The following is an 18,865-nucleotide window of genomic DNA, read 5'->3' as shown; positions in this document are numbered from 1 at the left end:
GAACACTGACACCCTCGAACAAGGAGCAGTAATGCCGAAGCCGTCACCCGACTACTTCGCTCGCCTCGCCGCGTTGATCGCGATCGACGGGGAGCGTCCCACCAAGCCGGTCCTCGAAGCGTTCAGCGGCGCCGAGATGGCGACCATCCCCGTCGGCACCGCCGACGACATCGAACTGGCGGTCGCCCGTGCACGCGCCGCTCAGGTCCAATGGGGTGCGCAGTCGCCGCAGAGCCGCGCGAAGGTCCTCAACCGTTTCTCCGAGCTGGTGCACGACGCCGCGCAGGAGCTGATGGACATCGCGCAGGCCGAGACCGGCAAGGCTCGTGTCTACGCGCAGGAAGAGGTCATCGACGTCGCGCTGACCGCCCGCTACTACGCCCAGCAGGGCCCGTCTATGCTCGCCGACCAGCATGTTCAGGGCATGCTGCCGGGGGCCACCGACGTCCGCGTCCGCTACCAGCCGAAGGGCGTCGTCGGCGTCATCAGCCCGTGGAACTACCCGCTGACCCTCGCAGTGTCGGACGCCGTGGCTGCGCTGATCGCGGGCAACGCCGTTGTCATCAAGCCCGACAGCAACACACCGTACTGTGCTCTCGCTCTGGCCGAGCTTCTGTACAAAGCGGGGCTGCCGCGTGAGCTGTTCGCCGTCGTCCCTGGACCCGGTTCGGTCGTCGGTCAGGCCATCGTCGCCACCACCGACTACCTCATGTTCACGGGCTCGTCGGCCACCGGCGCGACCCTCGCGGCGCAGGCGGGCAAGCGGCTCATCGGCTTCTCGGCCGAACTCGGCGGCAAGAACCCGATGATCATCACCGACGGCGTGAACATCGACGACGCCGTCGCAGGCGCAGCACGGGCGTGCTACTCGAACTCCGGCCAGCTCTGCATCTCGATCGAGCGCATCTACGTCGAGCGGTCGATCGCCGACGAGTTCACCACGAAGTTCGCCGCGCACGTCAAGAACATGACCCTCGCAGGAACATACGACTTCAACGCCGACATGGGCTCGCTCGCCTCCGCGCAGCAGATCGAGACCGTGCAGGCGCATGTCGACGACGCCGTCGCCAAGGGTGCCAAGGTGCTTGCGGGCGGCCGTAAGCGCGCCGACCTCGGCCCGTTCTTCTACGAGCCGACGGTCCTGGAGAACGTGTCCGACGAGATGACGTGCTTCGCCGACGAGACGTTCGGCCCGCTCGTGTCGATCTACCCCGTCGACTCGGTCGACGAGGCGATCAAACGCGCCAACGACACCGAGTACGGCCTCAACGCCAGCGTCTTCGCGGGCAGCACGGCACAGGCGCAGAAGATCGCCGAGCAGCTGCGTGCGGGAACGGTGAACATCAACGAGGGCTACGCCGCAGCGTGGGGGTCCACCGCCGCACCGATGGGCGGCATGGGCGTGTCGGGCGTCGGACGCCGCCACGGCCAGGAGGGGCTGCTCAAGTACACCGAGCCGCAGACCATCGCGACCCAGCGGGTCATCGGACTGGACGGCATCAAGGGCATCCCGCAGGGTCTGTTCTTGAAGTTGACGCCGACGCTGCTCCGCTCGTTGAAGTACCTGCCCGGCAGGTAGTCAGCGCGGCACGTCGATGGCGCTGACACCGGGGATCACACTGATCACGGTGGGCGGCGCCTGGTACTGCTCACGAAGCACAGACACGGTCGCGACGACCGGCCCCGAGTCGGTGGTCGCGACCGCTGTCGTCGGGAGGGTCGACGGGTAGCCGGTGCTCCCTGCGATCGTCTTCCAGTGGCGCAGGTCCACGTGGCCCCTGGTCCCGGTCCGGAGGTTGTGCCACTGCACCCGCAGGTACCGGTAGCTGTATTGATAGTGGTACGGCGCGAGATGGCTGACGCTGAACTGGACGCCTGCCGGTGGCGGTGGGAAGATCATCGTCCGCACTGCGGGCCGGGCCACGACGGTCGTCGGCTGGAACGATCCGCCCGGCACGCCGCCCGGCCCGATCTCCAACCCGCCGATAGCCGGGATCTGGAACGTCAACGGAGGCGCGGCAGGAGCGGCGTCGGCCGTCGGCACCGCCGTGGCGGTGACGGCTGCGGCCACGAGGACGCCGGCCAAGACTTTTCGGGTACGCGTGAAAGGTGTCATCTGCTGTGTTCAGGAGCGGTCTCCCGCGCCGGGGTCGACGAATGCATGACTACTGTGCCTATCGCCACCGTAGCGCCCTTCGTTAGTCCGTTCGGACTACACGCTGAACTCGATCAGGCGCGGCGCGCGACGAACCGGGCGCCGGCGTCGGTCATCCCGTTCACCGGATACAGCAGATGCATGGCGTTCGGTCCGCCCAGACGCGCGCCGTTGCAGATGGTGTCGCCGGCAGCGCAGTAGCGCGCCGTCTTACCGCGGTACGCTCGACCGACGTGCATGGTGGGGGCCTTGGCGTCGCGCAGAAAACGGTCCGACGGCGGGCCGAACAGGACGACCGCCTTCACATGCGGTGCGATGGAGGCCGGAAGGGGTTTCGGCGTGTATCGCTGGTAGGCGGCGTAACTCGGTGGCATCCGCACGTCGTCGGCGACCGCGTACGCGGCAAGGGCCGCGCCCTGCGAGTATCCGCCGACCACGATGTCGGTCGATGGGCATGCCGCTGCGATCTGCTTGATTCGAGTCTGCGCCGACTTCACACCGTCGATGAAAGTGTGCGCAAACGCCAGCTTGTCGCGGAAGTCGCTGCTCGCCCGGTAGGAGACGGCCTCGACGCGGACGCGCTTTCCCGGCAGTGCCGCGCGCACCGAGCGTTCGAACGCGATCCCGGTGACACCGAGGGGCGGCGCCGTCTCGGCAGTCCCGCGCGCGAACAAGACGTGGACGTCGGCGCACCGTCGTGCCGCGTCGGCGGTGCCCGCCTGTGGAACTGTGACGCCGACAAGCGCCAACACGATCAGAACACTGCCGACGAACATTCGAGTACGCACCCGGCCATGGTAACCATGCGATCGCTGCCGCGACAGGGCGCGGCCACTTTCCGCATGATGCGAAGATTCCCGCTAATTGTCCGACAATACGCGGGAAACGAGGCGGCACGCGTGAACAGCGTGATGCCTACCGCGGCAGGGATCACGCCGGGTGGACGTTGAGGCGTGCCAGCAGGTCGTTGTCGATGGCTGTGAGCTCGTTGTCGATGGCGCGCTGAGCCGACTTCCGCTGCGCAGGAGGCATCGTGTCGGCGGCATCCGCAGCCACGAGAAGATTGTCGAGCCTGCCCGTCATCGCGTCGACGAATGCACGTCCTTCAGCAGTCGACTCAGTCGCGGCGACCTTCTGCGCGGAGTCGCGGGAGGTGGCGATACGAGCGCGGAGTGCGGCGCTCGGACCGCCGAACTGGGTCAACACCGATGCGGGGACACCCGCGCGCTGCGCCTGGAACTCGGTGAGCTGAGCGCGTGCCGCGACCGCGGCGCGGTAGGCGATCGGGACCACGATCGGTGCTGCGAGACGCCCGACGGCGAGGTACCGCTTCATCTTCGTGGTGGTGAAGAACGCGGCCTCAGCTGCGGCCTTGCTCTGCTCGGCGACGGTCTTCGCCTCCGCGGCGGCGACCTTCTGCTGCGCCTTCGCGTCGGCCTTGATCGTCTTGCGCTCCTGCTTCTGGGCACGCTTGTGGAACTTCTGCTCCGTGCGGAGGTCCTTCTTGCGCAGCTTCCGTTCGGCCGCGGTCGACGCTTTCGCCTGAGCCTTGGCGCGGTACTTGATCGCCTTCTCTTCGCCCTTGCGGATCTTCTTCTCCGCCTTGCGTTCCGTGCGCTCTTCGCGCACCGATGAGAGCAGTCCCATGCCCGGCCTTCCGTGACGAAACTCGACACCTGCAAATGATTGTCTCCAGCTTTGCATAGTCTCGTGGGGTAGTGAATCACTCGGTCCACCGTGGACCGAGGTGTCGAAGTGATGTGGGGGTGCAGTCGTGAGTTCTGCCGTTCTGGGGGCGCGGAACCTCACTGGCTGCGAGCACCGCCTGGCACTGGACTTCACCGAGCACGGCGACGCCGCCGCCTCGGACACCTCGCCGGAAGCTCGGCGGCGAATCGAAGCGGCGCAGGGCCACCGCGATCACGTGATCACGACCCTGCACGGTTTTCAGAGCGACCGAACGCCGTCCGACGTCGTGACTGTCGAAGCGGGCACACATCGCGAGCGAGTGGAGCAGACGCGCCGGGCGGTAGAGGCCGGAGCCACGTGGATCTTCCGTGCCGCGCTGCCGACCGACGTCGAACGCGGGCGACGCGGGCATGCCGAAGCGCTGTTCCGGCTCGGCGACGGCTATCTGCCGATCATCGTGGTCAATCACCGGGTGACGACGCTGGTCAACGGGGAACGGCCTGCGGACGCGCCGCCTCCCACTTTGCGCACCTCCCCGTTGTGGGGCTGGCATCCGGCTGTCGACGCCACGAGGTCGGCCCGGTCGCAGCGACGCGACGTGATGCGGCTGGCGCACTTGACGGCCATGCTCGACGATCTCGGGTGGGGGACGGCCGATGCCGGAGCCCGCGTCGGGGGTCTCATCGGGCTCGATGCGGACTGCATGGTCGCGGTGTCGTTGGACGCCGCTCTCACCGAGTACGCCGAGGAGTTCGAGCATCGCCACGCCATCGCCGAGGGCAGCGTGCCGACCGTCGCGCGTCGGGTCGGGGAGTGTCGCAGCTGCCACTGGTGGACGCGGTGCGAGAGTGACCTCGCCGATCGTCGTGACGTGAGCCTGGTGGTCGGCGGCAGTCAGGCCACCGTCCTGCAGGAAGCAGGCATAACCACATTCGACGCACTGGCGGCGTACCGCGGAGACCCACCCGAAGACTGGCCCGCGGCGGTCCCGTTCGCCGACGCGATCGTCTCGGCCGCCAGCTGGGTGGACGACATCCCGCTCGTCCGGCGACTCGACCGCCCCCGCCTGCGCCGCGCGGACATCGAGGTGGACGTCGACATGGAGAGCTACTCCGAACGCGGCGCCTACATGTGGGGAACACTGCTCACCGACAACACCGATCCCTCACGCGAGGTGCGCTACCTGCCCTTCGTTACCTGGGACCCGCTGCCGACTCTCGACGAGGGACGCTCGTTCGCCGAGTTCTGGAACTGGATGGCCGCGGAACGACGCGCCGCGCGCGAGGCGGGAAAGACGTTCGCCGCGTACTGCTACTCGCAGCAGGCGGAGAACCGATGGCTGCGCGGCAGCGCCGACCGGTTCCACGGCGTGGTCCCGGGAGTGCCGTCGCGAGCCGAGGTGGACGCGTTCATCGGATCCAAGGAATGGGTCGACGTCTTCGAGGCGGTCGGCAAGAACTTCGTCTGCCCGCGTGGCAAGGGACTCAAGCGGATCGCACCTGTCGCCGGGTTCAACTGGCGAGACGCCGAGGCGAGCGGCGAGGCGTCGATGGAGTGGTACGCGGCGGCCGTCGCGTTGGACGGCGCGGCGTTCGACGAGTCGCAGCGTGCCCGACTGCTCACGTACAACGAAGACGACGTGCAGGCGACGAAGGTGCTGCGCGAGTGGATCTCGTCGCAGGATGTCCTCGAACTCCCCACGGTGCGGGAGATCCTGACGCGCCGCGCGGCAGAGGGATGGGTCCCTACTTCGCGATCTGTGTGACGTCGTCGGAGGCCGTGTCGGTCTCGGCGTGTGCGGCCTCCGCGGCACGACGGCGGTTGGTCGCGATGATCCAGAAGACGCCGACGGCGGTGATGACCAGAGCGCCGACGATCGTGACGGCCGCGACCGGTGCAGACGCTCCGGCCAGGCCTTCGGCGATCAACCAGACCGCAAAACCGAAGAAGAGCACCGCGGCGCCGAGGGCGATCGTGCGCTCGGGCAGGTGTCTGCCGAGTGTGCGTCCCACGATGATGGCCAGGGCGTCGGCGGCGACCATGCCGATGGTGGAACCGATCCACACCCCGAGCCAGTCGTGGTCGGCGGCGAGCGCGATCGTCGCGAGCATCGTCTTGTCGCCGAGTTCGGCGAGCAGGAACGCTGACATCACGGCGAAGAACACCGACCGTCCGACACGTCCGGCGCGGGACGCCTCGTCGTCGTCCAGCTCGTCCCCGCGCACCGTCCACAGTCCGAACACCAGCATCGACAGGCCGCCGACGATCGACATCAACTCGGTCGGGATCGACAGACCGAGGAAGTGGCCGAGGAACACGGACGCGGCGTGGACCAGCGTGGTCGCCGTCAGAATCGCGGTCAGCACCACCCACCAGCGGTAGCGGAGTGCAAAGGTCATCGCCATCAACTGAGACTTGTCGCCGAGCTCGGCGACGAAGATGACGGCGAAACTCAGCGCCAGGGCAGTGACCATGCCGCCACGTTAGGGTGACCTGCGTCCCACAATCAACTCACCTGCGGACCCGCATAACCGCAGGTGGGGAGGCCTGATCGGGCTGTTCGGGCGGCCGAAACCTCCTGTGCGGATCGGGCGGATCGCCCACCAGGCACAATGGTGCGGTGACCTTCCCTGCAGTCGACGACCGTCGCGTCGTCACCGGGCCCCTCCGACCGATCGAGATCGCGTCCATCGCGATCTTCAGTGGTCTCACCGTGGTGCCGGCCGTGATCGTCGCCGTCGTGCCGATGGCCGCTGCCCTCGGATTCCTCACTCCCGTCCCGATCGCGCTGCTGGCCGCGCGGACCCGCCTGCGCGCTGTGATCGCCGCCGTCGTCACGACAGTCGCCGTCACTTTCGCTGTCGCCGGGCTCGGCACCGCGTTCGGAGTGGCCGTGACGGCGGTGATCGGTGGAATCGTCGGTGAGGTCCGCCGCCGAGGTGGTGGCCTTATCGTGCTCAGCGCGCTGTCGGTGATCATCGCCCCGGCCATCGCCGGCATCACGGTCTTGCTGATGTGGGTTCTCAAACCGTTGCGGACGCTGGGTCTCGAAGTGTTCGACAACGTGCTCACCGGCATCGCGAAGACACTACGGGCGGTCAAGCTGACGGGTGCGGGAGACGCCGTCGAGAACTTCTCCGGCAATGTCGTCGACAACTGGTGGCTGTGGCTGTGGATCCCCGGCACCATCGGGACGTTCCTCACCTTGATCCTGGCCGGATGGTGCCTCGGAAAGGTGCTCGATCGCCTCGCCGATGTGAAACTCGACGACACGCTCGAGGCCGCGCACGTCTTCGACGACAGTGAGCCCGGCCCGTTGCCGCTGCGGGCGGTCGGGGTCGGCTATCGCTATCCTGGGACGTCGCGCGACGTTCTGACCGGCATCGATCTGGAACTGCATCCGGGTGAGTTCGTGGCGATCGTCGGAGCGAACGGGTCGGGCAAGTCGACACTCGCGAAGGTCCTCGCCGGAGTCGATCCGACGTCGGGTGCAGTTGACCGGCCGGGTGCGCCGGGTCTCGGTCGTCGCGGTGGCACCGCGCTCGTCCTGCAGCGGCCCGAAGCTCAGATGCTCGGCTCCCGAGTCGCCGACGACCTCGTGTGGGGACTCCCGGAAGGCGCCGTCGTCGACGTCGAGGGTCTTCTCGCCGAGGTGGGACTGGCCGGGCTCGGCGACCGGGACACGTCCGACCTGTCGGGCGGTCAGCAGCAGCGTCTCGCCGTGGCTGCGGCACTGGCCCGCGGACCGCGACTGGTGATCGCCGACGAGGTGACGTCGATGGTCGATCCGCGGGGGCGCGACGAACTGATCGGCATCCTCGCCGAACTGCCGCGCCGCCACGGCATCACGGTCGTGTTGATCACCCACCGGGATTCGGAGGCCAGGGCCGCCGACCGCATCGTGCATCTCGCCGATGGTCGAGTGGTCGCTCACCACCCCGAGTGGATGCGACCGGAACAGAGCGCGCCCGCGCTCGCGTCGTCGCACGTCGGTGGGGAACCGCTGCTCGTCGTCTCCGATGTCGCGCACACATATCTCCAGGGTTCCCCGTGGGAGGTGACGGCCCTGCACGATGTGAACCTCCGTGTGGACCGCGGCGACGGAGTGCTGATCGTCGGCGGAAACGGGTCGGGCAAGTCGACCCTCGCCTGGATTCTCGCCGGACTCACCAAGCCGACGTCCGGCGCCGTTCTGATCGACGGTGAACCGATCGCGGAGAACGTCGGCAGTGTTGGACTCGGCTTCCAGCATGCGCGGCTGCAACTGCAGAAGGTGACCGTCGGCGACGAGATCATGGCGGTCGGCGGAGAGAGCGTCGGGACCAGCGAAGTGGGACGGGTCCTCGACCTCGTCGCTCTTCCTCGCGAGTTCGCGGCGAAGCGCGTCGACTCCCTGTCCGGCGGTCAGATGCGCCGCGTGGTGCTGGCTTCGTTGATCGCGTCCGATCCCGATGTCCTGGTGCTCGACGAGCCTCTCGCCGGCCTCGATCCCCAGGCCCGCGAGGAGGTGCTCGGCGTCCTCGCGCGACTGCGGGACGACGGTGCGACCATCGTGATCATCTCCCACGACCTCGAATCTCTCGATCGGGTGTGCAACCGTCGCGTCGAACTCGCCGCGGGCGTCCTGGAAGGCGGTGCGTGACATGCAGATCCCGATGCTGCGTCAGATCCCCGGCGACTCCGTCGTCCACCGCCTCTGGGCGGGAACCAAACTGCTCATCGTCCTCACCCTCGGCCTGATGACGTGGATCCTGCCGTCGTGGCCCGCCCTCGGCTACGTCGCCGCCTGCATGATCGTGTTCGCGCTGCTCGCGGGTATACCTGTCGGCGCGTTGCCTCGACCTCCGTGGTGGTTCTGGGCGGTGATGGCTGTCGGAGTCGCGTGGTCGTGGATTGCGCGGGGCAACGAGGGCGGGCTCACGGCGTTGCGCGCGGTGCTCCTCGGTCTGGTGGTTCTGGCGATGTCGGTGCTGGTCGTGTGGACCACTCCCGTCGCCGAGCTGGCGCCGGCGATCGCCGTCCTCATGCGTCCGTTGAAGTTCCTGCGACTGCCGGTCGACGAGTGGGCGGTGACCATTGCACTGTCGTTGCGGGGACTGCCGCTGCTCATCGACGAGATGCGGCTCCTCTGGGCCGCCCACCGGCTCCGCCCGAAGTCGAGCGCGTCGTCGGGGCATCCGTCGGCCGAACCCTCGATCCTGGACATGATCGTCGCCGCCATGTCGTCTGCCATGCGGCGAAGCGCCGAGATGTCGGAGGCGATCACCGCGCGCGGCGGCACCGGGCGTCTCACCGCGTATCCGTCGCGGCCCGGAAGGCTCGACGCGATCGTTCTCACCGTGTTCGTGCTGTTGTCCGCGGGAGCGGCGACTGCGGCGATCATCCTGCTCTGACTGCCGGATGATTAGCCAAGTGTGTGCTGAACCTGATCGAGCGTTCAGATAGTGTCCCATTTGAACCGACTTCGCAGGGTTGCGACGTCAATGAGCTTTGGGGGACAGAATGAACGTGTGGAAATACCTGGGTCGATACGCACTCGCCTACGTCGGCATGATCGTCGTACTCGGGGTGATCAGCGCCTTCATGGAACTTCCCCCGTCGATGGGCGCGGTGGCGCCGATCGTCGCGCTGAATTACCCGGTGAACAAATTCGTGGTCGAGTTCCGGCGCGTCCCCGACTCGGCGGAGAGACTCAGCTTGGCCGTCGCGTGCATCGGATTCTTCGTCCTTCTGCAGATCGCCATCCTGATCGGCGCCGCGCTGGCGTACCCCGACGCGGCGTCGGAGGTTCTCGACCGACCCGGCATCGCGGTTCTCGTCTTGGGCTTCGGAGTGCTGCTGCCTGCCGTCGTGATGTGGCTGATCATCCGATTCATGCCATCGCGTTTCCTGCGGAGCCTCGAGAAGGCAGAGGCGAAGAAGGCCGCTCGCCGCGCGAGGTGACATGAGCCTGGGAGCGTACGTGCTGAGATTCACGCTGGCGGCGACACTGCTGTTCGGCGTGTTCCTCCTCGTGAGTTGGGCTGTGCTGTGGCCGTTGGCGGGCTTCGGCGGTCTCCTGGCCTCGGCGTTGGCCGCCGGGTACACGATCAACACGTTCATGACCACGGTGGGCAGAGCGCCGACGGGCTGCGAGCGCCGCAGCCTGATCGCCGCGTTCATCGTGGTGTCCGCGTTGCTCGACGTCGTCCCGCTGATCGTCTACGCCACCGCGGTGGCGGGAGGCGCCGACGACCTCGTGCACCGCCCGGCGATCTCCCTGGGCGTCGGCGGCTCGTTCCTGTGCCAGATGGTGTGGATCTGGCTCGTGGTGCGCTTCTACCCCGACCTCCGCCGTCAGCCGAACCGGTAGTCGGCGCGTAGGCGAGCAAGAACGGTCAAGCGCAGGACTGGCGTTCGCGTCGATACTGATCTCATGACCGACCACCTGCGGACACTCCTCGACGCCGTGCTCGACGAGAGCAACGACGGCCTCGACGACATGGCTGCGGACGTGTACTCCTCGCCGTTCCACTTCGCGCGGTCGGTCCGGGCGGGTGCGGGCGAGTCGCCAGTCGCGCTGCGTCGCCGCGTGATCCTGGAACGATCGGCGTGGGAACTGCAACGTGGCGCCACCGTCACCGACACCGCGTTCGCGGCCGGGTACGAGACCGTCGAAGGCTTCAGTCGTGCATTCTCTCGCGCCTACGGGCATCCGCCGACGTCGATGCCGCCTGCGGGCCAGTCCGGGCACTGGCTGCCCGCACCGAACGGCATCCATTTCCATTCACCGACGGTCCTCTATGTCGACTCGAACGAGAGCGGTCTGGCCGAGGAGTCGGCCGGCGACATCGTCTCCCTGCAGTGCAGACACGACGCCGCCGACATCGATGCGCTGCTGGACGCCGCAGGCGCCGTGTCGGCAGCGGAGCGAGGTCGTCGCCGCCTTGTCGGAAGCATGTCGCGGGCGTGGGACGGACCCGACGAGACGATCGACCAGGTGCTGTGGCACCTCGTGATCAGCAAGGAGCCGTGGCTCGCCACCATCGAGGGCGGCCCGATGCCCGACCTGACGCCCGCTTCCGACCTCGACGCACTCCAGGCTCGACATGCCGCGAGCTCGGTCCGCTGGCTGGCGATGGTGCGGGACGTCACGCGGCGAGGAGCGTGGACCGATTGGATCGTCGACGCCCTGTGCAGCCCGCCGGAGTCGTTCCGGCTGTCGCAGATCGTCGCACACGAGCTCACGTTCTCGGCGCACCGCAGGCTTCTCGCACGCTGGATGCTGCACGACGCCGGAGTCGACACCGGCGCACCCGAACTGGACCCCGACCCCATCATGTGGCAACGACGACTCACCGGAGGAACACCACGATGACCGACTACGTCTTCTACACCGCGTCCACCCTCGACGGCTTCCTCGCCGACGAGAACGACTCCCTCGACTGGCTGCTCACGCAGCCGATCGACGAGGACGGCCCGCACAACATCGCCGATCTGATGGCGGCGACCGGGGCCATCGTCATGGGATCCACGACCTATCGCTGGGTGGTCGACCACATCACGGCCAGCGGCGAGGAATGGATGTACAAGGATCATCCGACGTTCGTGTTCACCCACCGCGACCTGGAGCCCGTCCATCCGTCGATCACCGTAGTGGCCGGTTCGCCCGCCGAGCACCGCGCAGCCCTTGAGAAGGCAGCAGGCGACCGGGCGGTGTGGGTGGTCGGCGGCGGCGACCTCGCGGCCCAGTTCGCTGAGGACGGAATGCTCGACGAGTTGCTCGTCTCGTTCGCGCCCGCCACCGTCGGCTCTGGCCGCCCCCTGTTTCCGCGCGCGTGGGACTTCGAACTGCTCGAGACCGTGCAGAACAAGGCGTTTGTCATCGCCCGCTACCGGGTCGTCGGCCCGCGCTGACCCTTGCTCACTGGACTAACAGCGGCACCTTCTCTGCTCCTTGAGCGAGCGGAGCGAGTCGAAAGGCCGGTCACCCCTCACGAGAGATGACCGGCCAAGCAGAGATCAGGCCTTGATGCAGCCGACCGTGAACTCCCAGGCGGTGCCCTGGAGATCGGTGATGACCACGACGTCGACCGAGGTGGCGCCGGCCGGCACCGCCACCGTGAGCTCGTCGTCGCCGGCGCCCTTCAGCGGATGACGGTTGGTGTTCTCGGACTCTGAGCCGCGCCAGCCGGTGGTGCCGACGAGCTTGCCCTTCGCGTACACGTTGATCTTGTCCGGTACGTCGAAGGTGTCGTAGTCGACGGTGATCGACGTGGTTCCGGCCTCGAGCGCGTACGGATGATGTGACGGTTCGCCGGTGAACTCGCCGCTCGTCGACTCCTGACCGCACAGCTTCACGGGGGCACGCTTGTTGTTGATGGGCGCGACGCCGTCGTCGTCCGACTTCGGCTGCGAGGTGGTCGGCGGGTGCTGGTACTTGGGATCCTTGGTGCCGTCGGCGTGTGCGACGGCCGGCGCGAGGAGCATTCCTGCGGCGGCGACGGCTCCTGCGGCGACTGTCAGGCGAGTCAGATTCATAACGAGAGTTCTCCAGTGTTCTGTCAACGGGGGACACTCGAAAATATCGATGTTTATGCACGGTTCGGTATCAACCGTCCGGTGTAAAAGTCGAGGTCGATGTGGTCAGAACCGATGAATCTTGTGAACCGATCGACCTATACGTGCATAAGTATTCGGCACGATTCGTTCCCGGAACGAACAACGGCGGCCGCCCCGAGAGGGGCGGCCGCCGTTGATTCGGACAGATCAGGACGGGTTGGATGCTGCACGACGCGGAGTCGACACCGGCGCACCCGAACTGGACCCCGACCCCATCATGTGGTGACGACGACTCACCGGAGGAACACCACGATGACCGACTACGTCTTCTACACTGCGTCCACCCTCGACGGCTTCCTCGCCGACGAGAACGACTCCCTCGACTGGCTGCTGTCTGCGACCACGCGTTCGTCGTCGCCCGCTACCGCGTCGTCGGCCCCGCTGACACTGTCCTTGAGCGAGCGCCGTAGTTCCCCCGCGCCTTGAGTGATCGCATGTTGAAGTGGCTGATCAGGCCTTGGCGCAGCCGACGGTGAACGATCAAACAGAGCCGTCGATGTCCGCGGTCAGGACATCGATCTTCGTGGTCCCATCGGTACTGCGACCGTGGGAGTGTCCTGACTGTTCGCGCGGGAGACTTCCGTTCAGTCGAGATCCCAGGATTCGACGGTGCCGTTGTGGATCCGGAAGCCGGACTCAGTGGTCGACTCGTGACAGGTGATGCCGTTCGCGCGGCTGCCACAGGTCCAGGTGTCGATGGCGATCTTCGAGCCGACTGGCAGGGGGCGGTTTCCCTGGCGCCAGCCCCCGTTGTCCATCGACGGAATCGTGGCGACCGGCGCAGTGGTGCCCGCGCATACAGACTGGGAGTCCTGATCCCAGATGAGGACATCGGCACCGGGATCGTCGGCGTCGCACGCGGCGTCCTCTGGGACGCTGAAACTCGTCGGTGTGCCCACCACGCAGTACACCGGGTCGAGGTCGTCGCCGTCATCGACCAACGGGGGAATGACGCATTGGTATTCAGAGTCGGCCGATGCGAAGCCCATGGGGGACCCGTTCTGGAAGACGAGGAGCGGATCGATGGACGTCAGATCCGACATGTCGATCAGAGTGTCGATGGTCCCTCGGTCGATGTCGGCGGCGGCGACGCCGGGAACGGTGAGTACCGCGACAGTGGTGAATACGATCGGCGCGACAACTCGGGCGGTGACGGTGCGTAGCTTCATGTGATTCCTACAGTGCCGGTGGCCTGGGATGGCCGCGGTTGGTCTTGTGATCCCACCTTCGCCTGCGTCGGGTGAAGTCGGCAATGGGTGGATCCTCCCGGCGGTGCGAGTGGGTGGCTGAGCCCACAGGACGGCGAACCGCCGGGGGCGAGGTGCCGGGTTGTACGTATTCTGGTTCGGTGGTCATGTTGTCGCCCGGGGATGTCTTCGCTGGTTACACGGTCGTCGGACTGCTCGGGTCGGGCGGGATGGGGGAGGTGTACCTCGTCGACAGTTTGGAGCTTCGTCGACGCGAGGCGCTGAAGATCATCCGCGCGGGCTCGGGTGATTCGATCGCCCTGGCTCGGTTCCGTAAAGAAGCCCAGCTCATTGCGGCTCTCGATCATCCATCGATCGTGACCGTGTACGCGATCGGTGTCGTGGGTGACGATCCGTGGTTCACGATGCGGTACGTGCCCGGCGTCGACCTTGTCGGTGCGGGGGTGAGCAGTCCGGCCGTCGTCGGTCGAGTGCTCCTCGACGCGGGATCCGCGCTCGACTACGCGCACGGGCGGGGCGTGACGCACCGGGACGTCAAGCCGGCGAATATCTCGGTCGGCATGGGCCGTGACGGTCAGGTCGCAAGCGTCTGTGTCCTCGACTTCGGTGTCGCGCGGCTCGCGGGCGAGACTCGGCTCACGGTGTCCAACGCCTTCCTGGGGTCGATGGCGTACGCGGCGCCCGAGGCCTTCACATCGACGGACGTCACTGGCCGGGCCGACCAGTATTCGCTTGCATGCAGTGCATTCGAGATGCTCACAGGATCGCGACCGTTCACCGCAGACACGGCGCCCGCCCTCATGCAGCAGCATCTCGCCGCCGAACCTCCGCTGGTGTCGACGCTCGACCGTCGGCTCCGTGGATACGACGCCGTCTTCGCTCGGGCGCTGGACAAGGACCCGTCTGCGCGATTCTCGAACTGCAGGGAGTTCGCCGCGGCGTTCGTGTCCGTCGGCGGCGGTGTGTCGGTCAGTGCCGATCGGCCTGCCGCGCGACTGCCGGCGCCTGGAGTCGTCCCGAATAGCGCACAACCATCGAGACGGGCATGGTTTCGTGCTCATGCGAAGCAGTTCGGTGTGACGGCTGCCGTGGCGGTACTGCTCGGCGTCGGAGGCCTGGCGTACGCGATGACGAATCGCGAAACGCCGGGGGACCACGGTCCGGCGGCGGAGATTCCGCTGCCGAATCGATCCGCGATGGGCGAGATCGACTTCTCCGGCGACATCCAGCGATTTAAGATCGGCACGGAGGGATTCGGGTTCACGTCGACGGACGGTCGGGTGGCGTGCGTCCTCGGTGGGGAGCGATTCTGGTGCGGACCACAGACGCCGGACGGGTACAACTGGGCCGACATACTGCCATGTGAGACGGGCGCGGCGACGAATACCTCGGTGGGAATTGACTTCGCTGATCAGGGGGCGAAGTTCTGTGGCGTGTCGAGCTATCAGTCATCGTCGGGTGACGTGATACGCCCGAGTGGTGATGGATGGACGCCCGCGTTGAAGCCGCTTCCAGACGGCGAGGGTGTGCAGTCGAACTGGATCGGATCGTGGAAGTGCGCCAGCCGGGGCATCCGAATCGACTGCTACAACACTCAACGGCAACGCGGGTTGAGCATCTCGGCGGAGATCGTCGAGGACTTCGCCTCGGCATGAGGGCGATATCGATGGGTGCATGCACCCATCGGTGCCCGGCTTCGGTACCGCTACGGATACGGTCCGTATCGGTAGCGGGCGAGTGAGGCTCGTCCGGAACGAAAGGCGGCGCCAAGGCGATGTTCGGACTCCTCCAACCGTGTGCGCACACGCTCGACGACGAACTGGCCGCGATGTGGCGCGCCCATATGTGCGGCCTGTGCCTGTCTCTGCGTGACCGCTTCGGCCAGGCGTGTCGGGCGACGACGAACACCGACGCGATCATGCTCTCGATCCTGACGTCGGCGCAGACAGCCGTGCCGACCGCGACGCGTACCGCGGGACCCTGCCCGTTTCGGGGGATGCGGTCCGCGGAGGTTGTCGCTGGAACCGACGCCGGAATCGAGCTCGCTGCGACGGCGTCGATGACCTTGGCCGCGGCGAAGGCAGACGACATCGTCGCCGAGCAGGCGACGGGGCTCGCGAAACCGGTACTCGTCAAACGTTTGGCGGCGACGTCTGCGTCGGGAATGCTGCATCGGAAGATCGGTGATGTCGCCGCGCTCGATGTCGGCGCGGTTCTGGCGCCGTTGTCGAAACAGGCGGAGCTCGAATCGACGACTACCGACCTGGACATGCTCACCGAGCCCACATCATTGGCATGCGCGGAAGTCTTCGCGGCGACCGCCGATGCCGCGATGGTTCCGCAGAATCGGCGCGTGCTCTGGGAGATCGGCGCGGACTACGGAAGGCTCGCACACCTCATCGATGCGGTGGACGATCGTGAACGTGATCGTGCCGAAGGCGCCTTCAACCCGTTGGAGGCGAGTGGAACGACCGACGCTGAGGCGATCGACAAGGCGCATGTGCTCGTCCGTCGGATTGCCGATCGCTACGCGGAACTGACTCTGGTCGACGATCGACTCCTGCGGGCACTCCTCATCGAGGGACTTGCACGCGTTGTTCACTCGCGGCGGCACGCGGTCCACCACCATGGTGAGGCGGATTCCCCCGCGCCCAATCGATTCCGGGAATGGCCGGACCAGCGGCCGCCGGGATACCCGTCCTACGCGCCGTATCCTCCTCCGTTCCGGCCCAACAGGTCGTTCGGCGAACGGCTGCTGCCCTTCCTCGGCATCACCTGCTGTGGCCCGGCAGTGTGCAGCGAGACGCATTGGAACCATTGCAACGATCAGTACAAGGCGGGCCTGTGTCACCAAGATGATTGCTGCGAAGCGTGCGATTGTTGTAGCGATTGCTGCGATTGTGGCAAGTGCTGCGCGAGTTGCGACTGCGACTGCAGCTGCTGAGGTCCCGTATCCTCGATCCGACACGACGGGAGTGTCACTCGGGCCGGGGGAGAAGGCATGGCTATTCCACACATCGACGACCTCGTCGGGACGATCGTGCCGTTGAGTCGCGATCGGATCACCACGGTCGGACGGGAGGGCGACCTCGCGTTCGCCGACAACGAGCATCTGCATCGGCGAATCCTCGCCGTGTACTGGCGCGACGGCGGCTGGTGGATCGAGAACGTTGGAACCTGGATTCCGGTCCGGTACAGCCCGAAGGGCGTGGCACTCAGTTCGCTGCTCGAGGTCGGTCGGGCCGTGCGCCTCAGCGGTCGGGAGACGGCGGTCGTCTTCCGGGCGGGCCGGACGGAGTACGAGATCGCGGTTCGGATCCCGGAACTCGGGCCCACGGAACGGACGGTGCTTCCGCCGCCGGTCGGGGTCGAGACGGTCGGACCGGAGTCATTGAACGACGACCAGACATTGATGCTGCTCGCATTGTGCGAGCCGATGCTGAAGAATCCGGGTGTCGGAATCGATCGGATCGCATCGATGAAAGACGTCGAGCTCCGGCTGGGCTGGACTCCGTCGAAGCTGCGTCGCAAACTCGACTATCTGTGCGAGAAGTTGTCGGCTGCGGGGATCGGCGGCCTGATCTCCGATGACGGGGTTCCGGCGTCAAACCGCCGAATCGTGCTGTGCGAGTGGGCGATGAGCACGCGGGTCATCACTGCGGCGGGATTGACTCTCCTTCCTTGACCGACCGGTGGGTGACAGCACCCAGAATCGGCGGGGCAGTGCGGAACTGACCGTACGTTGTGGGAGATCAGACCCCACGCGAACGGAGTAGTGCGATGATTCAGACCCTGATCGACTTTCTCGGCCCCATCGGATATGTCGCTGTTGTCACTTCAGTTGTCTGGGCCTTCTTCACCTGGGCGGAGTTCGTCCTCACACTCGCGAGCGAGCAGCGTTGGTGGTTCGTTGGAACTCTTCCGCTGACCTCTCTGCCCATCGTGGCGGCAGTCCTCGTCGCCGCGAACACGGGTTCGGTACTCGGCGATCCGAGCACACTCGATCGCGTGGTCGGAGGCTGTACGGCATTCTCCGCTCTCGTCTTCATTGGTACCGTCCTGTTCTTCGTCGCGGGCATCGGATGGCTCGGTATCGAGGCATTGTGGACGAGCCTCCATCCCGGACGCGCAGAGGCGGTTATGGAGCCGGTCGCCGATTCATGCGGTGAGAAGGCGCCCGCCACGGACGTGGCGAATTGACCAGACTGGACCCACCGGCCGACAGGTCAGGCGGCGGCCTCGATGCGGTTGGGTGCTCGGTCCCAAACGGTCGGGCGGCATCCACACGCGTTGATAGCGTCGCTCGACAGGGCTCTGCGCAGGACGGGCCCCGTACGAAGGGGGCCGTGTCGCCGGTGGATGGTTCTGGGGGGACGCTCGTAGGCACCGAGTTCGCCGGCTATCGAATTCGACGTGTGGTGGGGGTCGGTGGAACGTCGACCGTGTACGCGGGAGTCCACCCTCGGCTGGCGCGAACGGACGCGGTGAAAGTGCTGTCACCCCAGCTCGCCGGCCTCCGTGAGTACCGCAGACGGTTCCATAGAGAAGCGGAACTGGCATCCGCGGTCGATCATTCCGCCGTCGTTCCGGTGCTCGACTGCGGCGAGATCGACGGGCAGCCGTGGATGGCGATGACTCTCGTCGACGGCGGGGACGTCGACCAATTGATCCGATCTTCTCCACACGGAGTGGTACCGGCGGATGCACTGCCGATCCTGGCAACCGTCGCGGCAGGTCTCGATCATCTGCACTACCTCGGCATCGTCCATCGGGATGTTCAACCGCGCAACATCCTGTTGTCCGACGCGGTCCCGCGTGCCGCGTATCTCGCCGATTTCGGAGTGGCGCGATACATCGACGATGAGACCGACAGGGCCGAGGACTATGCGGTGCATGGTGCGGTCGGATATACAGCGCCCGAACGGATCGCTGACGAACTTCATGCGGGCCCGAACTCGGACCAGTACGGACTGGCAGTCACCGCGTATCGAATGTCGACCGGGACGTCGCCGTTTCACGGCCGCTCGCAGGCCGCCGTCGTCGCCGATCAGCTCGGTGGCCGTATACGACCGATCGATTCCGGGGGAGCGTCGGCCATGGACCGAGTGTTCGCGACTGCACTTCACCCGAATCCGGACTGCAGATTCTCGTCATGTATCGGGTTCGTGGAGGCGTTGAGTGCGGTCGCCATCGACCGGCTGGACGGATGCGT

General features: G+C 66.6%; 20 protein-coding genes. 14 read left to right on the top strand and 6 right to left on the bottom strand.

Annotation, left to right across the window (positions count from 1 at the left end; genetic code table 11):
* The first annotated feature begins 31 nt into the window (after positions 1–31).
* Positions 32–1,579 (top strand): succinic semialdehyde dehydrogenase, encoded by a 1,548-nt coding sequence (locus GM1_RS15605; RefSeq protein ID WP_008380363.1) that lies wholly within the window; start codon positions 32–34, stop codon positions 1,577–1,579.
* Here GM1_RS15605 and GM1_RS15600 read toward each other — a convergent pair whose 3' ends face one another.
* From GM1_RS15600 to GM1_RS15590, 3 genes are all read right to left on the bottom strand, one after another.
* Positions 1,580–2,086 carry a hypothetical protein gene (locus tag GM1_RS15600; RefSeq protein WP_244874777.1) on the bottom strand — a complete coding sequence of 169 codons (507 nt, stop codon included), beginning with the start codon at positions 2,084–2,086 and terminating at the stop codon, positions 1,580–1,582.
* A 143-nt stretch (positions 2,087–2,229) separates the two neighbouring features.
* A complete protein-coding gene (locus GM1_RS15595) occupies positions 2,230–2,943 on the bottom strand; it encodes a cutinase family protein (RefSeq protein ID WP_223291419.1) in 714 nt (237 codons plus the stop codon).
* A gap of 142 nt (positions 2,944–3,085) precedes the next feature.
* Entirely contained in the window at positions 3,086–3,802 is a 717-nt protein-coding gene (locus tag GM1_RS15590) for a DUF6474 family protein (protein WP_008380357.1), read from the bottom strand.
* 127 nt (positions 3,803–3,929) lie between these two features.
* Here GM1_RS15590 and GM1_RS15585 point away from each other — a divergent pair, with 127 nt between their 5' ends.
* The gene (locus tag GM1_RS15585) at positions 3,930–5,609 is read left to right on the top strand and encodes a TM0106 family RecB-like putative nuclease (protein ID WP_008380355.1); all 1,680 of its coding nucleotides are present in this window, start codon (positions 3,930–3,932) and stop codon (positions 5,607–5,609) included.
* On the opposite strand, the gene GM1_RS15580 is transcribed toward GM1_RS15585, so the two are convergent.
* Positions 5,590–6,318: a TMEM165/GDT1 family protein gene (locus GM1_RS15580; protein WP_008380353.1), complete on the bottom strand. Its 729-nt coding sequence runs from the start codon at positions 6,316–6,318 to the stop codon at positions 5,590–5,592. The genes GM1_RS15585 and GM1_RS15580 overlap by 20 nt on opposite strands.
* A gap of 146 nt (positions 6,319–6,464) precedes the next feature.
* Here GM1_RS15580 and GM1_RS15575 point away from each other — a divergent pair, with 146 nt between their 5' ends.
* The 6 genes from GM1_RS15575 (at position 6,465) to GM1_RS15550 (ending at position 11,740) form a co-directional block, all read left to right on the top strand.
* Positions 6,465–8,486 carry an ABC transporter ATP-binding protein gene (locus GM1_RS15575; protein WP_008380352.1) on the top strand — a complete coding sequence of 674 codons (2,022 nt, stop codon included), beginning with the start codon at positions 6,465–6,467 and terminating at the stop codon, positions 8,484–8,486.
* Between the two features lies 1 nt (position 8,487).
* On the top strand, positions 8,488–9,237 hold the full coding sequence (locus GM1_RS15570) for an energy-coupling factor transporter transmembrane component T family protein (RefSeq protein WP_008380350.1): 750 nt from the start codon (positions 8,488–8,490) through the stop codon (positions 9,235–9,237).
* A 109-nt stretch (positions 9,238–9,346) separates the two neighbouring features.
* Positions 9,347–9,787 (top strand): ABZJ_00895 family protein, encoded by a 441-nt coding sequence (locus GM1_RS15565; RefSeq protein ID WP_008380348.1) that lies wholly within the window; start codon positions 9,347–9,349, stop codon positions 9,785–9,787.
* 1 nt (position 9,788) lies between these two features.
* Positions 9,789–10,196, top strand: a complete 408-nt coding sequence (locus tag GM1_RS15560; protein ID WP_008380346.1) for a hypothetical protein — start codon at positions 9,789–9,791, stop codon at positions 10,194–10,196.
* A 63-nt stretch (positions 10,197–10,259) separates the two neighbouring features.
* Positions 10,260–11,201, top strand: coding sequence for a helix-turn-helix domain-containing protein (locus GM1_RS15555; protein ID WP_008380344.1), 942 nt, complete (start codon positions 10,260–10,262; stop codon positions 11,199–11,201).
* Positions 11,198–11,740 (top strand): dihydrofolate reductase family protein, encoded by a 543-nt coding sequence (locus GM1_RS15550; RefSeq protein WP_008380343.1) that lies wholly within the window; start codon positions 11,198–11,200, stop codon positions 11,738–11,740. Before GM1_RS15555 ends, GM1_RS15550 begins: the two co-directional genes overlap by 4 nt.
* A gap of 105 nt (positions 11,741–11,845) precedes the next feature.
* Here the strand turns inward: GM1_RS15550 and GM1_RS15545 are convergent, their stop codons facing one another.
* Positions 11,846–12,364, bottom strand: coding sequence for a hypothetical protein (locus GM1_RS15545; protein WP_008380341.1), 519 nt, complete (start codon positions 12,362–12,364; stop codon positions 11,846–11,848).
* Between the two features lie 333 nt (positions 12,365–12,697).
* Here GM1_RS15545 and GM1_RS23275 point away from each other — a divergent pair, with 333 nt between their 5' ends.
* Entirely contained in the window at positions 12,698–12,871 is a 174-nt protein-coding gene (locus tag GM1_RS23275) for a hypothetical protein (protein WP_008380339.1), read from the top strand.
* Between the two features lie 158 nt (positions 12,872–13,029).
* On the opposite strand, the gene GM1_RS15540 is transcribed toward GM1_RS23275, so the two are convergent.
* The gene (locus GM1_RS15540) at positions 13,030–13,614 is read right to left on the bottom strand and encodes a hypothetical protein (RefSeq protein WP_008380337.1); all 585 of its coding nucleotides are present in this window, start codon (positions 13,612–13,614) and stop codon (positions 13,030–13,032) included.
* Between the two features lie 185 nt (positions 13,615–13,799).
* On the opposite strand from GM1_RS15540, the gene GM1_RS21660 reads away from it, so the two are divergent.
* The 5 genes from GM1_RS21660 to GM1_RS15515 form a co-directional block, all read left to right on the top strand.
* Positions 13,800–15,308: a serine/threonine-protein kinase gene (locus tag GM1_RS21660; protein WP_157436085.1), complete on the top strand. Its 1,509-nt coding sequence runs from the start codon at positions 13,800–13,802 to the stop codon at positions 15,306–15,308.
* A gap of 119 nt (positions 15,309–15,427) precedes the next feature.
* Positions 15,428–16,597 (top strand): DUF5685 family protein, encoded by a 1,170-nt coding sequence (locus GM1_RS15530; protein ID WP_008380334.1) that lies wholly within the window; start codon positions 15,428–15,430, stop codon positions 16,595–16,597.
* 57 nt (positions 16,598–16,654) lie between these two features.
* Positions 16,655–17,338, top strand: a complete 684-nt coding sequence (locus tag GM1_RS15525; RefSeq protein ID WP_008380332.1) for a hypothetical protein — start codon at positions 16,655–16,657, stop codon at positions 17,336–17,338.
* Positions 17,339–17,433: 95 nt separating this feature from the next.
* On the top strand, positions 17,434–17,853 hold the full coding sequence (locus GM1_RS15520) for a hypothetical protein (protein ID WP_008380330.1): 420 nt from the start codon (positions 17,434–17,436) through the stop codon (positions 17,851–17,853).
* 215 nt (positions 17,854–18,068) lie between these two features.
* A partial coding sequence (locus GM1_RS15515) for a serine/threonine-protein kinase (protein ID WP_169332793.1) occupies positions 18,069–18,865 on the top strand: 797 nt, incomplete at its 3' end.

Source organism: Gordonia malaquae NBRC 108250 (assembly GCF_000344135.1).
GTDB classification, from domain to species: domain Bacteria; phylum Actinomycetota; class Actinomycetes; order Mycobacteriales; family Mycobacteriaceae; genus Gordonia; species Gordonia malaquae.
The sequence above is the reverse complement of the archived record's forward strand: the minus strand, read 5'-3'. Positions and strand labels throughout refer to the sequence as shown.